Origin of the sequence: Bacteroides cutis (genome assembly GCF_900241005.1) — a bacterium.
GTDB lineage: Bacteria > Bacteroidota > Bacteroidia > Bacteroidales > Bacteroidaceae > Bacteroides > Bacteroides cutis.
Window position 1 is genome coordinate 220,463 of sequence record NZ_OEST01000004.1, and the last position, 18,250, is coordinate 238,712.

The following is an 18,250-nucleotide window of genomic DNA, read 5'->3' on the forward strand; positions in this document are numbered from 1 at the left end:
TGATGGAGCGGTATACGCAGTGGGTTATTATAACGCCTTTTGTTTGAAGACAAAGCGTACCAGTAAAAAGTTGACGGGAATGGCGATGGCGAATACCGGGATAGGGGCGAATGGCTTGGAAAGCCCCATCCATAAAAAGAAGTTCAATAATCCCATATGTAGGAGGTAATTTATCAGATGTGCTCCACCGAATCCGAGTAATTTTCCCCAGGAAGGCTTTTTATAGAATGTGAAGTAGGCGGTCAAATAGAAATTAACGGTGAAACTGAATGCATAACCGAGCGTATAAGCAATGTTGACATTGATGATCCGTTGTAATAGGAAATAAAGTCCGTAATGCAAAGCTGTTGCCAGAATCCCTACTAAGGCGAAACGTATAAACTCCGGTAATTGTTTCAGTTGCTTCATCTTCTGATTTATAGTTGTAATAGTTTTGTAATATGATTACGGCAACAAAGTTAGGTATTGTTGCAGAATAATTAGTACTTTTGTTCCTTGAAAACGTAAAAAAAGAAAAGTATGTCAGACAAAAAGAAGGCGTTCTGGTTCATAGCACTGCTCAGTGTGCTTGTAATAGTTCCCTTTCTGGGAGAAACCATTTTTTATTCTAAAGGAGAGCCGCGTGAAGCGATAGTAGCTTATACGATGTTGAAGAGTGGTAACTGGATACTTCCGGTAAATTATGGGGTCGAAATAGCTTATAAACCTCCTTTTCTTTACTGGGCGATTGCAGTTGTATCTTCCATCATGGGAGGAGTGACAGAATTCTCATCCCGTATGCCGTCGGCGCTGGCTTTTCTGGCTATGCAGTTGGTATTTTTTTCTTTTGTAGCTAAGCGAAAGAATATAAAAACGGCATTCTTGACTTCTATTCTTCTTTTGTCTTCCTTTGAAGTGCATCGGGCTGCAGTAGCTTGTCGACTTGATATGGTACAAGTCTCCTTTATTGTGATTGCTTTGTGTCTACTTTTCCGTTGGGATGAAAAAGGCTCTAAGGAGATACCTTGGTTGGCAGTGTTGCTAATGGCATGTGCCACTTTGACAAAAGGTCCGGTCGGTTCTATTTTTCCATGTGTGGGTATCGGCATCTATCAATTGTTGCGTGGGCGTTCGTTCGGTAAGACCTTTTTCTCTTTGTTGGGCATCGGATTACTTTCACTCGTTCCGTTGGGAATATGGTTCTGGGCTGCCTATCAGCAGGGTGGAGAGTCATTCATAAATCTGATGATGGAAGAGAATACTGGACGCTTCTTCCGTAAGATGTCATACGCTTCCCATGAAAATCCGTTGTGGTATAATTTTGTGACTATCATTTGGGGGTGGATACCGTGGACTTTAGTCTTGTTGATTTCTCTTTTTGGTTTGAAATGGAAAGAAATGCGTTTTTTACCGGAAGGTTCTTCGTGGAGTGAACGTTTTAATAAAGCTTGGACTAAATTTCGCTCCCAGTCTCCTCTTCATTTGTTTACATGGGTGGTTATCTTGTTCATTTTTATCTTTTATTGTATTCCGAAGAGTAAGCGTAGCGTATATCTGTTGCCTATCTATCCGTTTATGGCAATGCTGATTGCTGAATATTTTTTGGCATTGGTACAGCGCAAAGCAAAAGTTTTTAAGATTTCTGCCTATATTTTTGCTTCATTGGCTTTGTTACTTACGGTAACATTTATTATAGTGCGTTTCGGGCTAATTCCTGATAGTGTTTGGGGTACGGGTAAACATGCTGCCGAGAACATTGGATTTATGCATGCATTGGAAAATGTGGATTTACCCTTTTCTAAATGGTTGATTGTGGCATTACCGGCAATAGCGGGCATCTGCACATTGATAGCGTTGGTAAAGCGGGCGGATACACGTTCTTTACTGTACAGTATAGCCGGGTGCATTTTGTGTCTGTTTGTTTCTTTAGATGGCGTTTATCAGCCTACGGTGCTGGCTACGAAGTCGGACAAACGTCTGGCCGAACAAGTAAATACATATGTACAGGATGGATTTATGTATTCGTATACTCCCCCACTCATCCGTTTTTATTGTACTAATTACTATTTGAACGACCGGATGAGGGATTTCGTTCCTGGTCTTTCCGGTACAGGATATGTAATGCTTTCTAAGTGGACTAAGGAGGAATTTTTGAAGAAATATTCAGATGAGTATCGACTGGAGGAGGTTTACACTACTCCTTATCGCAGTTGTGATTTACGTGATAAAATATTGATTTATAAATTCAGTGAGAAATAAAATGAACCCGCTAGAATTGATTGATAAATATTATCCGGAGGCGAATGAACTGAAACATATATTGCTGACTCATAGCCGTTCGGTGGCAGACAAAGCTCTGTGGATTGCCGATCAGCATCCGGAATTGTTGTTAGACAAGGATTTCCTGTACGAAGCGGCCATATTGCATGACGTAGGGATTTTCCTGACGGATGCCGATGGTATTTATTGTTTCGGTGATAAACCTTATATCTGTCATGGCTATTTGGGAGCCGATTTAGTGCGTTCTGAAGGTTATCCTCGCCATGCTTTGGTTTGTGAAAGACATACAGGAGCTGGACTTTCATTAGATGAAATCCTTGCACAAGAACTTCCTGTGCCACACCGTGATATGCTTCCGGTAAGCTTGGAGGAACAAGTTATTTGTTTTGCAGATAAATTCTATTCTAAAACGCGTCTGGAGTATGAAAAGAGTGTAGAAAAGGCACGTAGGAGTCTCGAACGGTATGGTGAAGCAGGATTGCAACGTTTCGACCATTGGTGCGAACAGTTCTTGTAGCAATCTAAATTTCTTTAAAAAGGGAGATTATACCGTATAAAATACGTACTTTTGCCCCTTCAAGCGTAAACTATTAGTTAATGACGCCATTGAAAGCAAATACATTCATATCATTCATACTACTATTCGTCTTACTCTTTCTTTCCGGTGAGGCAGTTTCCCAGCGTCGCCGGGGTGGAATTGTACCTCCGGAGAATCTGCAGGCTGATACCTTACGAAGTGATTTAGTGGGGAAGAAGTCTATGCGTGCTCGTTCGAGGGTAAATGGGATTTCACAAACAGATTCTTTGGAAGTAGATTCTGTAGCGGTTCCCGAGAAGAAGAAACAACCACTGGATGCTCCTGTTACATACGAAGCCAATGATTCTATCGTCTTTGCTCAAGGTGGATATGCACATTTATACGGGCAGGGTAAGGTTAATTATCAGCAGATAGAATTGGCTGCTGATGTCATTACCATGAATATGGATAGTAGTACGGTGTATGCTCATGGTGTAGAAGATTCTTTGGGTGTAGCCCAAGGTACTCCGGTTTTTAAAGATGGAGAGACTCCTTATGAAACGAATACTATCCGGTATAATTTCAAGAGTAAGAAAGGCATTATCAGTAATGTTGTCAGCCAGCAAGGCGAAGGATATGTTACCGGTAATAATGCCAAAAAAGGTACTAATGATGAGCTTTACATGAAGAGTGGCCGATATACCACCTGTGATCACCACGAACATCCTCATTTTTATATGCAGATGACATATGCCAAAGTACGTCCGAAAAAGAATGTGGTGACGGGACCTGCCTATCTGGTGGTGGAAGATGTTCCTTTGCCACTTGCGGTACCATTTTTCTTTTTCCCGTTTTCAAGTAGCTATTCCTCCGGCTTTCTGATGCCTACTTATATGGATGACTCCAGCCGTGGTTTTGGTTTGACAGATGGTGGATATTACTTTGCCATCAGTGATAAGATGGACTTGAAGTTGCGTGCGGATATTTTTACCAAAGGTTCTTGGGCATTGAATATGGAGTCCAACTACGTGAAAAGATATAAGTACTCTGGTTTATTGCAGGCAAGCTACCAGGTGACGAAGACGGGAGATAAAGGTTTGCCGGATTATTCGGTTGCCAAGGATTTTAAAATTGTATGGTCTCATCGTCAAGATCCTAAGGCAAGTCCTAACTCAACTTTTTCTGCCAGTGTGAACTTTGCGACGAGTAGTTATGAGCGTACCAATATCGGTAATATGTACAATTCGAATGCTATGTCCCAGAATACGAAGACGTCAAGTATCAGTTATTCTCGCACTTTCCCTGACCAGCATTTGACTATTGCTGCAACAACCAATATAGCTCAGACTATGAAAGATTCTTCTGTAAACATGACATTGCCTGACTTGAATATCACATTGAGCACTATTTTCCCGTTTAAGAGGAAACGGGCTGTGGGAGATGAAAAATGGTATGAGAAGATATCTGTTCGATACAGCGGGCGTCTTTCAAACAGTATCAAAACCAAAGATAACCTGTTGTTCAAATCTAATTTGATAAAAGACTGGGAAAATGGGATGAAGCATGAAATTCCTATTAGCGCTACTTTTACTTTGTTCAAATACTTCAATGTCACACCCTCGGTCAGCTATACAGAACGTTGGTATACGCGTAAAGTTATGAAAGACTGGGAACCGAATGAAGCTGGTACCGGTGGACAAGAGGTGAATACTGATACGATTTACGGTTTCCATCGTGTATATAATTATAATGCCAGTTTGGGCATTAATACCAAGATATATGGTATGTATAAACCATTGTTTCTTCCTAAGAAAGAAATACAAATTCGCCATGTCATTACTCCCTCGATAAGTATCAGTGCAGCGCCGGACTTTGGTTCATCCCGTTATGGTTACTACGATTCTTATATCAAGACGTATGCCGACGGGAGGCGTGATACTGTGACTTATTCACCGTATGCCGGGCAGATGTTTGGTGTACCGGGGCGTGGAAAGCAGGGAAATATCAGTTTCAGTATTTCCAATAACTTGGAAATGAAGTATAAGGATAAGAATGACTCTATCAAGAAAGTCAGCTTGATTGATGAATTGGGTGCAAGCATAAGTTATAACATGGCTGCAGCAACGCGTCCGTGGAGTGACCTTAATCTGAATTTGCGTTTGAAACTTTCCAAAAGTTATACTTTCAGTATGAGTTCTTCATTTAAAACGTATGGTTATGCTTTCGATAAGAATGGTAATGTAGTACCTAACAATCGTACAGAGTGGTCTTACGGGCGTTTCGGTATTTTCCAAGGATATGGTTCTTCTTTCAGTTATACGTTTAACAACGATACCTGGAAAAAATGGATGGATAAGTTACATGGAGTAAAAGAGGATGACGCAGGCAAAAAAGGTGATGAAAATTCGGATCCCGAAGAAGGTGATGAAGAAAGTACTGAGAGTGGCATACCTAAGAAGAAGGTGGAAAAAGCTGCTGTGGATGCCGATGGATATCAAGTATTCAAAATGCCTTGGTCTTTGAACTTGAATTATAACTTCAATATTTCTGAAGATACCTCAAAACCTATCAATCGGAAAACGATGCGTTATCCTTATCGTTATACTCATAATCTGAGTGCTTCCGGTAATATTAAGATTTCCAATAAATGGGCCATCAGTTTCAATTCCGGTTATGATTTTGAGGCCAAGAAGATTGTACAAACCTCTTTTAATATTACTCGTGACTTACATTGTTTCAGTATGTCTGCCAGTCTTTCTCCTTTCGGACAGTGGAAATACTACAACTTTACTATTCGTGCTAATGCCAGCATTCTGCAAGACTTGAAGTGGGAGCAGAGAAGTCAGACACAAAGTAATATTCAGTGGTATTAGGTGATGGAAGTTGAGGTTTATGCTGAGAGATGTTCTTACCAAATAATTTCCGTTTCTCCGTGTGACTTTAAGTATTCATTTGTTTTGCTGAAATGCTTGTTCCCAAAGAACCCATTATAGGCCGAAAGGGGAGAAGGATGTGCAGAAGTCAGCACTAAATGCTTATTACGGTCGATAAACGCTCCCTTGCGTTGTGCATAAGCCCCCCAAAGAATAAAGACGAGATGCTCTTTTTGTTCTGCCAGTATGCGGATAGCGGCATCTGTGAATGTTTCCCAACCACGGTTTTGATGTGAACCGGCCTGATGGGCACGTACGGTAAGTGTAGCATTAAGTAGTAATACACCTTGTTCTGCCCAACGAGTCAGATTGCCGGTAACCGGTGCATCTGTACCTATATCCTCTTTAATTTCTTTGAAGATGTTGACTAAAGAAGGAGGGAAAGGAACACCGTCGTTTACTGAAAAACAAAGTCCATGCGCTTGTCCGGGACCATGATAAGGATCTTGACCGATAATCACAACTTTTACTTTATCGAAGGGACATAAGTTGAAAGCGTTGAATATTAATTTTCCCGGAGGATATATAGGACCATGTTGATATTCGGTACGTACAAACTCTGTTAGCATACGAAAATAATCTTTATCGAACTCGGGTTGTAAACGCACTTTCCAGCTTTCTTCTATCTGAACATTCATAATCGTAGTTGTTAGTAGTTTCGGATGCTAAGATACAAATTTCTTACTATAGAACACAAGAGTCCCACAGAGTTTTGCTTATTTTCTTTTAAACTCTGTGGAACTCTGTATACTCTATGGTGAAATGATTAAATCAAGTGTATATCATGCATCTTACATTCTTTACGCATATCTTCTGGCCATATGCTTGCCTGTATTTCTCCGATGTGCGCCTTGCGCAGATAGAACATACAGAGACGAGACTGTCCGATACCGCCACCGATAGAGAGTGGGAGTGTATCACTCATCAGGCGTCTGTGGAAATAGAGTTCCAGCCGTTTCTCTTCTCCTTCCTGTTTGAGCTGACGTTGCAAGGCTTCCTTGTCTACGCGGATACCCATCGAAGAAAGCTCTATACTACGTTGTAACACATGATCCCATAATAATAAGTCGCCGTTCAGTCCGGGCAAATCATTCAGTCCGGGGGTAGTGTAGTCATCATAGTCCGGAGCACGTCCATCATGTTTCTTGCCGTCACTTAGTTTACAACCGATACCAATAATGAAAACAGCGCCATATTTTTTGCAAATGGCATGCTCACGACATTTCGGTTCTAATTCGGGATAGAGTTGGCGTAACTCTTCTGCATGGATAAAGTGTAGCTTTGGAGGCAGGCAAGGTTTGATTTGTGGGTACATTTCATATACCATATATTCTGTACGTACCATAGCGGCATAAATGCGCGTAACGATTTCTTTAAGGAACTCCACATTACGGTCTTCGACAGTGATAACACGTTCCCAGTCCCATTGATCTACATAGAGAGAATGTAGATTTCCCAGCTCTTCATCTGCACGGATAGCATTCATATCCGTATAAATTCCATAACCCGGTTCGATGTGATATTCAGCAAGCGTTAAACGTTTCCATTTGGCAAGAGAGTGTACTACTTCCGCCTGCGCGTCGCCCAGATCTTTAATAGGAAAAGAAACGGCACGTTCCACTCCATTGAGATCGTCGTTGATACCCATGCCCTTCAATACAAAGAGGGGTGCGGTGACACGACGCAGGCGAAGTTCGGAAGAAAGGTTCAACTGGAAGAACTCTTTTATCTGTTTAATACCTAATTCTGTTTGTTTTAAGTCTAATAAAGGTTTATATCCTTCGGGTTTTATCAGATAGCTCATAGGTTTATTATATATATCTTCTATTAAATTGTTCGGCAAAGATAGGAATAATATTAATACTTGCTTTGGTTTTAATCAAAAAAAGAGCAAAATGTATCAATATTCTCTCTGGGTATTTGCAAAATAATAATGAGGATAGGAACGGGAAGTAAATAGAAAAAACGAAAGAACGTTAGGAATATGCAGAGATTTTTTATACTTTTGTCCCCGCATTTAGGCCTGGTAGCTTAGTGAATAGAGCGTCAGATTCCGGTTCTGAAGGTCGTGGGTTTGAGTCCCACCCGGGTCACAATCGAATAAGAAGTCCTTATGAGTGTTATCTTATAAGGACTTTTTGTTTTCTGCCATAAATACCCTTTTCCCCTTTCTTTGTATAATCATAGTAATATGCCTATGTTTAATTAAGATTTAGATATAATCAATGCCGGTAATACGATGATATCCGTTTCATAGCTTGAAACCATTCTTTTCTTTTATCAGTTCCTCCCAGTTATCGCAAAATGCCTGCATAGATGGGAAAAGCAGGTCGGCTCCGGCATCCAGTAACACTTGTCCGTTCATTGGTCCTGTATTGACTGCAACAGTAAATATACCCGCTGCCGTTCCGGCTTGTACCCCAATGGGAGCGTTTTCTACAACGATGGCTTCATTGGCTTTTACTCCGGCTTTCTCCAGTCCCATCAGGTAGGGTTCCGGATGAGGTTTGCCATATTTCACGTCGAAAGCGGTCACCATGCGTTCACGTACAAATATACCGGGAAAATTATGGGCTAAGCGGTCGAGCAAGGAATGTTGTCCCGACCCGGTTACCAAAACGGGAATGATACCTGCCTCCTTTACCTTTTGTAATACCTCCCAAGCACCCGGCATACGTTCCGGATCGGGATTTTTGTTGAACTCGGCACTTTTCTCAGCATAAATGCTTTCTATCATTTCGGGAGTAGCGTCTTTGCCATACTGACGTTGATAGACAATATTGATGGTAGCGGCTCCGGTTCGTCCTTCGTGCATATAAGCTTCTTCACGGCTCAAGTGCAGGCCATGGCGCTCCATCACTTTGTGCCATGCGTCAGCATGATAAGGCATAGAGTTGAACAGTACGCCGTCCATGTCAAAAAGAACTGCTTTTAACTGGATATTGGAATACCCGTACTTTTCCAGATAACGGGCGATAGATTTCTCGAACATAAATACCTGTTATTTTATACCTTACAAAAATACAGAAAAAGCGCGGATAACACGGATTTCACAGATTTAGAGAAGTGATTACTTCACTGGTTTCCATGTAATTCGCGTAATCCGCGCCTTGAAAGGACGTATTATAGTCTTGCTTGAATAGCCTTGGATTCTTCTTCGTATCCCGGTTTGTTCAGCAATGCAAACATATTCTTCTTGTAAGCCTCTACACCCGGTTGGTTGAACGGGTTGACACCCAGGATGTAACCGCTGATACCGCAAGCTTTTTCAAAGAAATATAGCAAACCGCCGATACTTTCTTCGTTTAGTGCAGGGATAACGATACGCATGTTGGGTACACCACCGTCCACATGAGCCAACTGTGTTCCCAATTCGGCCATTTTGTTTACTTCATCCACACGCTTGCCGGCAAGGAAGTTCAGACCATCCAGGTTGGCTTCATCACTGGGCACTTGCAATTTATGCCGGGTGCTTTCTACTGAGATAACGGTTTCATAGATAGTACGTTCACCTTCCTGAATCCATTGTCCCATAGAGTGCAAGTCAGTAGAGAAATCTACGGCAGCAGGGAAGATACCCTTGTTTTCTTTACCTTCCGATTCTCCATAAAGCTGTTTCCACCATTCACTTACATAGTGCAATTTAGGATTGAAGTTTACAAGAATTTCAATCTTCTTACCACTCTTGTAAAGTTCGTTACGGGTAGCAGCATAGATCGCAGCCGGATTTTCTGCAAACGGAACATCAGCGCCGCAAGCTTTTTCCATAGTCACTGCACCGGCCACCAGTTTTTCGATGTCGAAACCTGCCACTGCGATCGGCAACAAACCTACCGGAGTCAATACAGAGAAACGGCCGCCTACATTGTCGGGGATGATGAATGATTTATAACCTTCATTGTCAGCCGTTACGCGGGCAGCGCCCTTTTGGGCGTCTGTGATGGCAACGATTACTTTCTTTGCCATATCCTTGCCGCGTTGATCCTCACATTGCTTCTTTAGCAAGCGGAAAGCCAAAGCGGTTTCAGTAGTAGTTCCTGATTTGGAGATATTGATAACACCGAATTTCTTGTCTTTCAGGAATTCTGTGAGTTCGTACAGATAATCTTCACCTATATTGTGTCCTGCATATAGGATAACAGGAGCTGTTTTCTTCTCCTGCAACCAAGTGAAACTGTTTGATAAAGCCTCGATAACGGCGCGTGCACCGAGATAACTTCCGCCGATACCGGCAACGACTATCACTTCGCAATTGTCACGCAGAACTTGTGCGGTAGTTTTCAGGTCGTCCAGATGCTCCTTGGTGATGGAAGAAGGAAGATGCAACCAGCCTAAGAAGTCATTACCTTTACCTGTACCATTCTCTAATGCTTCCTGAGCAGCCTTAACCTGTGTCTCATAAGCGAAAACATTCTCTTTGGAAATAAATCCTAAAGTCTTTTCAATGTTCAAACTAATCATAATATTCTAGGTTTTAAATTCAGTATTTCGTCCTTTCGGCTTACCGGGTTACCGGAACGAGTCGGTCAGTAACTTAATCTCAATCATTGGTGAGATGCGTTCATACAATATATTGTATACAGCATCCAGTATCGGCATATTGACATGATGGTGCTTGTTGATTTCCTTGATACATTTCGTACCATAGTAACCTTCCGCTATCATTTCCATTTCAATCTGCGCGCTTTTCACAGAGTAACCTTTACCGATCATCGTACCGAACGTACGGTTACGGCTAAAATTGGAATATCCTGTTACCAGCATGTCACCTAGATAAACAGAATCGTTGATGTTTCGGTTCAACGGATGCACTGTTTGAAGAAAGCGGTTCATTTCCTGTATAGCGTTAGACATCAATACAGCCTGAAAGTTATCACCATATTTCAGACCGCTGCAAATGCCGGCTGCAATGGCATATACATTTTTCAACACAGAACCATATTCTATACCGGCAACATCATTGCTGACGGATGTCTTGATGAACGAACTTGCCAGACGACGGGCAAAGGTACAGGCTTTATCGGTATCCGGACAAGCGATTGTCAAGTAAGAAAGGCGTTCCAACGCCACTTCCTCTGCATGGCAAGGACCTGCCAGTACGGCTATATTTTCGGAAGGTACGCCATATTCTTTCCTGAAGTATTCCGAGACAATCACATTGTCATCGGGAACGATACCCTTGATGGCGGTGATGATGAACTTATCCTTAATCTTTGTTTTGAGTTTCTTCAAGTGGGATTTCAGATAGGGAGAGGGAGTGACGAAGATAAGCGTATCCGATTCTTTCACCACATCATTGATGTTGGAATTGAAGTTGATGCGCTTCGTATCAAATTTTACGCCCGTCAGGTAGGCAGGATTGTGCCCAAGGCGTTTGAAATCGGCAATGCGGTCATCGCGTCGCATATACCAGTTTATGGTGTCTTGTTGTGCCAACACCATTTTGGCAATGGCTGTTGCCCAACTTCCTCCGCCCATGATGGCTATCTTACCGGGTAGTTTCATATCGAAATTAATAATTAAAAATTAAAAATTAAAAGAGGGAAAGGAGCACCTCTCCCTCTTTCAATCTTTAATCTTACTTATTTAATTTTTAATTCTTTAATTCTTGATTTTGCTGACCCAGTCAGCAACTTCATTCACGGTCGGGTTTGCCAACTCCAGTTTATACTTTTTGTTGATACCACAGATGTCCATATGCAATTTCTGCGGGTTCACATCTTTCATGTCGCCGACGAGATTATATCCCGCTTTCTGAATAACGGCTACCCATTCTTCGGGAATGCCCAATTCCATAAACTTGGCAGGCGCATCTTTCGGAACTACTTTCTCGGGACGCATTTGGGGGAAGAACAACACTTCCTGGATGAATGACTGTCCGGTCATCAACATTGTCAAACGGTCGATACCGATACCGATACCGGATGTAGGAGGCATACCATATTGCAGTGCTTTCAGGAAGTCCTGGTCGATGAACATTGCTTCATCATCTCCCTTTTCGCTCAGTTTCAACTGATCTTTGAAACGCTCTTCCTGGTCGATGGGATCGTTCAACTCGCTATAGGCATTTGCCAATTCTTTACCGTTCACCATCAGTTCGAAACGTTCGGTCAGTCCCGGTTTACTGCGGTGCATCTTGGTCAGCGGACTCATTTCTACAGGATAGTCGGTGATGAAAGTCGGTTGTATGAACGTACCTTCGCAGAATTCACCGAAAATTTCGTCAATCAACTTACCCTTACCCATAGTATCATCAATCTCCATTTTCAGCTCACGGCATATCTGGCGTATTTCGTCTTCGTCCTTACCATTGAGGTCGTAACCCGTCTTTTCCTGAATGGCTTCCAGAATGGGCAAACGGCGATAAGGAGCTTTGAAACTGATTGTTTTTCCGTCGATGGTGGTTTCCGTACAACCATTTACGGCGATACAGATACGCTCCAGCAATTTTTCGGTGAAACTCATCATCCAATTGTAATCTTTATATTGTACGTAGAGCTCCATACAAGTAAATTCGGGGTTATGGTTCTTGTCCATTCCCTCGTTGCGGAAGTTCTTTCCGATTTCATATACACCTTCGAAGCCGCCTACAATCAATCGTTTCAGATAAAGCTCCGTAGCGATACGCAGGTAGAGATCTATATCCAGCGAGTTGTGATGGGTGATGAACGGACGTGCGCTCGCTCCACCGGGGATGGATTGCAGGATAGGAGTTTCTACTTCGGTATATCCGGCCTCGTCCAGTACGGCACGCATAGTCTTGATGACGGTGGCACGCTTTAGGAAGGTGTCTTTTACACCTTCGTTCACAATGAGGTCTACATAGCGTTGGCGATAACGTAGCTCGGGGTCTTCAAAGGAGTCGTAAGCCACACCATCCTTGTATTTTACAATAGGCAACGGCTTGATACTCTTGGAGAGTACGGTCAACTTCTTGGCGTGGATACTGATTTCGCCCATCTGGGTACGGAATACAAAACCCTCGATGCCGATGAAGTCGCCCAGGTCTAGCAAACGTTTGAACACAGTGTTGTACATTTCTTTGTTTTCGTCCGGACAGATATCATCACGGGTGATATATACCTGGATACGTCCTTTGGAGTCCTGTAATTCGATAAAAGATGCTTTACCCATGACACGGCGGCTCATCATACGTCCGGCTACGGACACTTGGCGCGGTTCTGCGTCGTCTTTGAATTCGGCTTTAATATCGGTAGAGAAAGCGTTGGTTACATACTCTGCTGCGGGATAAGGTTCGATACCCATCGCGCGAAGTTCATTCATGCTGTTACGGCGAATGATTTCCTGTTCACTTAGTTCTAAAACGTTCATATCGTTATTATTCAACTCAATTTGGGTACAAAAATACGAAACATTTTTCAGAAATGCGAACCTTTTGCTTAAATAAAGCGAACAAAGCGGTTTGTGGCATTGTAGTCAGTGGCAGTTCGCTGGGGGATAGTTGTTGACGGCGCAGGTATTGGTAATGAGGCTGTCTTATGTAAGGCTTAAACTTATCCAATCCTTACTATAAAGCTGTCTAAAGTAAAGGATAAACTTCATCTTAGCTGCTAAGATATACATCTTGGCTGCTCGGATGGCTATCTCGCGTGCTGAGATGTATATCTCGGCACGCGAGATGAAGATTAAATCAAGGTTTATAGCTCTTTACCGGTAAGATGAAACATTCCTTTGTCATGTTTGTAGGGAGTTTAAAGTCAATGTTCGAGGATTTGCTTGCTTGCCTTCCGGAATTTGAGTACTTTTGCACCCTCTTAAAGCATAAAGGTATTAGTATGACAGGACAAAAGACGCCCACAGCGTTGGGTACGGAAAGTATAGGTAAGCTGTTGATGCAATATGCCATACCGGCAATTATCGCCATGACGGCTTCTTCCTTATATAATATGGTGGATAGTATCTTCATCGGTCATGGTGTGGGAACAATGGCAATCTCCGGATTGGCGTTGACTTTTCCGTTGATGAACCTTGCCGCCGCTTTCGGGTCGCTGGTGGGCGTGGGTGCTTCCACGTTGATTTCGGTGAAGCTGGGACAGAAGGATTATGACACGGCGCAGCGGGTATTGGGCAATGTCGTTGTCCTGAATATTCTTTTAGGCGTTGCCTTCACGGTTGTGGTGATGGCTTTCCTTGACCCTATTCTCTACTTTTTCGGCGGTAGCGACCAGACGATAGGCTATGCCCGGGACTATATGCAGATTATCCTCCTGGGGAATGTCGTGACGCATCTGTATTTAGGACTGAATGCCGTGCTGCGTTCCTCGGGGCATCCGCAGGAGGCTATGTATGCCACGATAGCTACCGTGGTTATCAATACATTGTTGGATCCCTTGTTTATATACGGTTTGGGCTGGGGCATTCGTGGGGCGGCGATTGCTACCATTGTAGCGCAAATCGTCTCGTTGCTTTGGCAGCTTAAGTTGTTCGGCAACAAGGACGAACTGCTGCATTTCCATCGCGGTATCTTCCGCCTGAGACGCAAGATCGTATCCGATACGCTCGCCATAGGCATGTCTCCTTTCCTGATGAACCTGGCAGCATGTTTTATCGTTATCCTCATTAACCAGGGATTGAAAGAATATGGCGGAGACTTGGCTATCGGGGCTTTCGGTATCGTGAACCGGCTGGTGTTTATCGTCGTGATGATTGTGATGGGGTTGAATCAAGGGATGCAACCTATCGCCGGATATAATTTCGGGGCGAAGCGGTATGACCGCGTGAATCGGGTGTTGAAACTAACGATAATCTATGCTACGGGGGTGACTACATTCGGTTTTTTCGTGGGGATGCTGATGCCGGATTTGGTGGTGGGCATTTTTACGTCAGACCGGGAACTGGTTGATATTTCGGCAAGGGGATTGCGGATTGTAGTGATGTTTTTCCCGATTATCGGTTTCCAGATGGTGACGGCGAATTTCTTCCAAAGTATAGGAATGGCGGGTAAGGCGATCTTTCTTTCCCTTACCCGCCAGATGATGATATTGCTTCCTTGTCTGCTCATTCTTCCTCGCTTTTATGGTACGGCGGGGGTGTGGTACAGTATGCCGGTGTCCGACCTTATCGCGAGTCTGATAGCTGCGGCGATGCTGATTTGGCAGTTCCGTATGTTCAGAGAGAAGGCTTAGTTGGAAAGTGCATGTTCCTCATAGCCTGCCAGGTTGTAGCAAACCGGGATTGTGCTATTTCCTACACGGTATATGCCGAATTTAAAATAATAACCTTCTTCGTCATTACGGCCTATCAGTATTTCTTCGTTGTCGACGATGTGTTTCTTGGTTTCTTTACCTTTTTCGGGATAAGTCATGGTAACATCCAGACGACCCGGTTTGAGGATTGTTTCCGCTTCTTTGCCATAGCTTGTCCAGTTAATATTCACCTCAAAAGTTATCCAGCAATCCTTAGGAAAACTTTCGAAAGGCATCTTATAGGCAATTGTGGAAACTTTATATCGTGAACTGACAGATTGCATGATGGCCGTATTGCCAGGATTGGCATTGCAACGGTCGGTCTTGTCACTCAACCATTTCCGGTCCGAGTTGGCTTTGATGTAAAAGTATCCTTGTGAGAAGCCGAAAGCGAGCGGAGGATATCCGCCTTGTTCCACCAGCCAGCCATTCGGTTTCCCCGCTTTGTACAAAGTATCACCTTTCGCGTTGACTTTGATTATCTTCTCGTGTGCGATATTCTTCTTGAAAATCATTCGTTTCTCCAGTTTGAGGAATTCTTTTACGCTCAGTCGCATTACCTTGCCCGACGGGTCGGAAACCAATGTACGGCTTGGCATGCCGTGCCATTGGGCGAAGATGGTGGATACATCTTTGTCTAATGTACGAGGTATGTAAACTGAGAAAGTGTAGCTCATGGATGAACCTTGTGGGCAACTGCCTTTCCCGTAATGGTATACGGTCTTCGTTTTTTGGGCGTTGGGATATTCGTCTGCCTGATGGTCACGGAAATCATTTGCTGTGGCGTAACAGTAACAGAGTTCGGCACGCCCTTTGGTCTCTCCCTTAGCGTAGCCTTCCAAGGTGTTGTCTTCCTCTTTCAACTCAAAACGATAGGATGGTTTACCCTGAAACAAACGGGTATAATCCAATTGGAGAGTATGCGGCTTATTTGTGCCGACTGCTACCCAACGGCCATCGATAATTTGATTTGTACGCGCCGAGTCGGCTTGAACGTTGACGCGTGCCGTCAGGGGAACTGATTTGCCGGATTGAGCGTGACATGTAACTGTTGCAGGCAAGAGGCAAAAGGTGATTAATATTGTTGCTTTCATTCTTTTTGATATTTATGTATTGTTATCAATTAATAAATCGTTAATCAGGACCGGAGTATGGAGACATCTGTTAAATGGGAACTATGAATATACGAACAAACAGCCTTATTCTCCCTTTTTTAGGTGCATGAAATTTTTGTGTTCACTAAGGTAACGGTACCATCGGTCTACGTCCGTAATTTAGTTTCAAGCCTTTTTCATAAGCTTCGGGCCCATGCAGGTTTTTAATGTCCAGTTCCCCTATATTTACGAGGATACCACGTGCCATAAGGCCGGCGTCTTCATTCTGAATACGTGGCAAGGTTTCTGCGGCTTCTTTCAGTTGAGGTAAGAACGGACGGATATAATCACGCATGGCAGGATCTAAAGATAGACATTCCAATAGAGAATACCCTATTTTCCTGTCTTCTTCCTTTACGGGAGTAATCAGGCGGGAAATACCTTCCTGCATTTTATTTAGATAAGAAACGGCATATGCTGCTTCGGAAGCGATGTAAGGATTGTTATCATAAAGAAGCGCTAACAGAGCTTGCGGACAAGTGGTAATTTGCTTTTCTCTGGCAAGTTGGGCATAACCTGCTACTCCCCAAAATCTCATATCGGGATGAGGGCTGGTAATGGCTTTCTCCAATATCGGGAGGACGGCAGGGGTTGCTGTTCCTGCAGTTTCTACAAGTGTATATAGTTCTTCCAACGGATATTTCTCTTTGCGTACAGTTTCATAAAGGATATGCCCTGTGCGGGAATTCGGAAGGAAGAAACCTAGGTCTTGGGTGGAACGTATATGGTCTGACAAACCTTTGCGCATCTTTACCAATATATCTGCGTGTTCGGGAGAGGTGGATAGATCGTATAGTTCACCTGGGTCTTTTTCGAGGTCGAACAGCATTTCTGCCGGATGCGCTTTGAATGTCAATTCCCAGTCGGGATTGGTGTTGTGGCCTTCCAATACGAGTTTGTCCCATGCTTTATTAGAGGGCATACCCCATTGGTAATAGTTGCGCAAGGCAAACTGGCGATAAGGGATGTAACTGCGGATGTACTTGAAGTGTCCGTCGGTGACGGCACGTACAGGCATAAAGTGGTGCAGTTGGTTGGCGGCTAATGCAAACTGCATTTTGCGTTTTTCTTTGTTTGCGAATTGGCCGAAAAGCGCTTTACCTTGCATATGTTTAGGAGGTTTTATTCCTGCAAGGCTGAGTACGGTTGGACCTAAATCGGTAAAATTGACTAAGTTGAAATCTTTACCGGAGGTCCTGTCTGTTAGATGTCGCCATTTGGGAGGGAAGTAGACTATGAGGGGAACATTCAAGCCGCTTTCGTACAAATAGCCTTTACCGCGTGGCACACAACCGCCGTGATCACTGAAGAAAAATATAATAGTATTGTCATCTAGTCCTTTGTCCTTCAAATCTTTTAGATAGAACCCCAACCAGGTATCTACATCTTGTACGGCTTCCAAATGACCGGCATAGTCGGAACGTACTTCGGGCAGGTCGGGAACATAAGAAGGTAGCGTGAGCAATTCAGGATAAATACCTTCTTTGGTATAGTCTCTGCGTCCGTCGGTGTGGAAGGTGCGGATACGTCCCATGTGTGAGGTCACGGTATTGAATACGGCAAAAAAAGGTTGGGTTTTGCCACGTTTAGGGCTGTTATAAGAAGCTTTAGGCGTACATTCGTCCCAGCAGATTTTATTATCGGTGGTGGAGTTATAATGTGTCTTGCTGTTGTTTGTGCAATAATAACCAGCTTCGCGTAACTTCTGTGGAAAGAAGATGTCGGCAGGAGTATCGTAGGGCACAGGATGGATATCCATTCCATAGGTAGTGGAATAGCATCCGGTGATGAGAGAAGAACGGGCTGCCGAACTTTGCGGGGCTACAGACCATGCATTCATAAACTGTATACCTTGAGTTGCCAGACTGTCGGTATTGGGAGTATGTACGTCTTTGTTACCGTAACAACCGAATTCGTACGCACTGGTGTCTTCAAAGGTTAGCCAGAGAATGTTGGGCTTTTCATCTTTTTTGTCTGTAGTTGCTGCTTGTGCGGAGTAAAATCCGCAAGTGGCAGTACATACTAGTAATGGTAAGTGTTTCATAATATTAAATGTTAATGTATGATTATTTTCTTTTGCTAAAATAGGGTGTTTGTGCCGAATATTTGCTTTTTTATGTTCAAAAGTCTACCAATATTGTTTTCGGAGGTAATGTTTCGACAAAATTAGTAAGGATTGAA

13 protein-coding genes and 1 tRNA gene are annotated in these 18,250 nt (G+C 43.3%); 5 read left to right on the forward strand and 9 right to left on the reverse strand.

Annotated elements, in window-relative coordinates:
• Window positions 1-27: 27 nt before the first annotated feature.
• Window positions 28-408, reverse strand: coding sequence for a GtrA family protein (locus C1A09_RS10560; RefSeq protein ID WP_101543850.1), 381 nt, complete (start codon window positions 406-408; stop codon window positions 28-30).
• Between the two features lie 111 nt (window positions 409-519).
• On the opposite strand from C1A09_RS10560, the gene C1A09_RS10565 reads away from it, so the two are divergent.
• From C1A09_RS10565 to C1A09_RS10575, 3 genes are all read left to right on the forward strand, one after another.
• Window positions 520-2,238, forward strand: coding sequence for an ArnT family glycosyltransferase (locus C1A09_RS10565; RefSeq protein WP_101543853.1), 1,719 nt, complete (start codon window positions 520-522; stop codon window positions 2,236-2,238).
• Between the two features lies 1 nt (window position 2,239).
• Window positions 2,240-2,776: an HD domain-containing protein gene (locus tag C1A09_RS10570; RefSeq protein WP_101543855.1), complete on the forward strand. Its 537-nt coding sequence runs from the start codon at window positions 2,240-2,242 to the stop codon at window positions 2,774-2,776.
• A gap of 80 nt (window positions 2,777-2,856) precedes the next feature.
• Complete coding sequence (locus C1A09_RS10575; RefSeq protein ID WP_101543858.1) at window positions 2,857-5,649, forward strand: putative LPS assembly protein LptD; 2,793 nt, start codon at window positions 2,857-2,859, stop codon at window positions 5,647-5,649.
• Between the two features lie 35 nt (window positions 5,650-5,684).
• On the opposite strand, the gene ung is transcribed toward C1A09_RS10575, so the two are convergent.
• Window positions 5,685-6,347, reverse strand: a complete 663-nt coding sequence (gene ung, locus C1A09_RS10580; RefSeq protein ID WP_101543861.1) for a uracil-DNA glycosylase — start codon at window positions 6,345-6,347, stop codon at window positions 5,685-5,687.
• A 128-nt stretch (window positions 6,348-6,475) separates the two neighbouring features.
• Entirely contained in the window at window positions 6,476-7,513 is a 1,038-nt protein-coding gene (gene asnA, locus C1A09_RS10585) for an aspartate--ammonia ligase (RefSeq protein WP_101543863.1), read from the reverse strand.
• A gap of 216 nt (window positions 7,514-7,729) precedes the next feature.
• Here asnA and C1A09_RS10590 point away from each other — a divergent pair.
• A tRNA-Arg gene (locus C1A09_RS10590) sits at window positions 7,730-7,802 on the forward strand.
• Window positions 7,803-7,960: 158 nt separating this feature from the next.
• On the opposite strand, the gene C1A09_RS10595 is transcribed toward C1A09_RS10590, so the two are convergent.
• The 4 genes from C1A09_RS10595 to lysS all read right to left on the reverse strand — a co-directional run bounded on the left by C1A09_RS10595 (window position 7,961) and on the right by lysS (window position 13,041).
• Window positions 7,961-8,701: an inorganic diphosphatase gene (locus C1A09_RS10595; RefSeq protein ID WP_101543865.1), complete on the reverse strand. Its 741-nt coding sequence runs from the start codon at window positions 8,699-8,701 to the stop codon at window positions 7,961-7,963.
• A 131-nt stretch (window positions 8,702-8,832) separates the two neighbouring features.
• On the reverse strand, window positions 8,833-10,170 hold the full coding sequence (locus C1A09_RS10600; RefSeq protein ID WP_101543868.1) for a glucose-6-phosphate isomerase: 1,338 nt from the start codon (window positions 10,168-10,170) through the stop codon (window positions 8,833-8,835).
• A gap of 48 nt (window positions 10,171-10,218) precedes the next feature.
• Window positions 10,219-11,214 (reverse strand): NAD(P)H-dependent glycerol-3-phosphate dehydrogenase, encoded by a 996-nt coding sequence (locus tag C1A09_RS10605; protein ID WP_101543870.1) that lies wholly within the window; start codon window positions 11,212-11,214, stop codon window positions 10,219-10,221.
• A 96-nt stretch (window positions 11,215-11,310) separates the two neighbouring features.
• Window positions 11,311-13,041, reverse strand: a complete 1,731-nt coding sequence (lysS, locus tag C1A09_RS10610; RefSeq protein ID WP_101543873.1) for a lysine--tRNA ligase — start codon at window positions 13,039-13,041, stop codon at window positions 11,311-11,313.
• Between the two features lie 464 nt (window positions 13,042-13,505).
• Here lysS and C1A09_RS10615 point away from each other — a divergent pair, with 464 nt between their 5' ends.
• Window positions 13,506-14,855 carry an MATE family efflux transporter gene (locus C1A09_RS10615; protein WP_101544230.1) on the forward strand — a complete coding sequence of 450 codons (1,350 nt, stop codon included), beginning with the start codon at window positions 13,506-13,508 and terminating at the stop codon, window positions 14,853-14,855.
• Here the strand turns inward: C1A09_RS10615 and C1A09_RS10620 are convergent.
• On the reverse strand, window positions 14,852-16,009 hold the full coding sequence (locus tag C1A09_RS10620) for a heparin lyase I family protein (protein WP_101543876.1): 1,158 nt from the start codon (window positions 16,007-16,009) through the stop codon (window positions 14,852-14,854). The two genes, C1A09_RS10615 and C1A09_RS10620, sit on opposite strands and share 4 nt — an antisense overlap.
• Before the next feature lie 145 nt (window positions 16,010-16,154).
• On the reverse strand, window positions 16,155-18,113 hold the full coding sequence (locus C1A09_RS10625; protein WP_101543878.1) for a sulfatase family protein: 1,959 nt from the start codon (window positions 18,111-18,113) through the stop codon (window positions 16,155-16,157).
• Between the last annotated feature and the right edge of the window lie 137 nt (window positions 18,114-18,250).